The following is a 692-nucleotide window of genomic DNA, read 5'->3' on the forward strand; positions in this document are numbered from 1 at the left end:
GGCGCGAGCAAGGGTGGCACCCCGGCCAAGGAAGGCGCGAAGACGCCAGCCAAGGATGCCGCCGCCAAGGAACCGGCGAAGGACAAGCCGAAACCCGCGGCAGCGGTCTCCTCGCCGAAGTCACACCCGGCGAGCAACGGATCGCCGCCCAAGACCGCAAAGCCTGCAAAGACCGCACCCGTGGCGGCCACCGACAGGCCCACTGCCCCGGCCTCCGCCAGGCCGCTCGCAGCTCCCGTGCTGGCCCCCGCGACCCGCCAGCATGCGGCGCCACGCAAGCCGGTCATCCCGGCCGCGGTTGCGGCGACATCATCGACGTCGCAAGCCGACAAGGACACGCTCGAGAGCGTCATCGAGCTCGTACGTAAGCGCAAGGCCGGCGATGCCACCGATGCCGCGGCCGGCATTTCGGATCCGGTCGCGCGAAAGCTCGCCGAATGGATCATCCTGCGCAGCGAGGACAACGGCGCGACCGTGGAACGCTATCGCGCCTTCATCTCCGCCAATCCGACCTGGCCGTCGCAGACCTTCCTGCGCCGGCGCCTCGAGGCCGCGATGTGGGACGACAGGCGCGACGATTCGGTCGCGTGGTCGTGGTTCGAGAACGAATCTCCGATCTCCGCTAAGGGCCGCTTCACGCTCGCCAAGGCGATGCTGGCGCGCGGCGACCGCGCCAATGCCGAGCGGCTGGT

Annotated in this window: 1 pseudogene; it reads left to right on the forward strand. The window is 69.9% G+C overall.

Annotated features, from left to right (window positions below):
- Positions 1–692, forward strand: a pseudogene (locus tag H1B27_RS39670) (lytic transglycosylase domain-containing protein); the annotation flags it as partial.

This window comes from Bradyrhizobium diversitatis, assembly GCF_016031635.1.
GTDB classification, from domain to species: Bacteria; Pseudomonadota; Alphaproteobacteria; order Rhizobiales; family Xanthobacteraceae; genus Bradyrhizobium; species Bradyrhizobium diversitatis.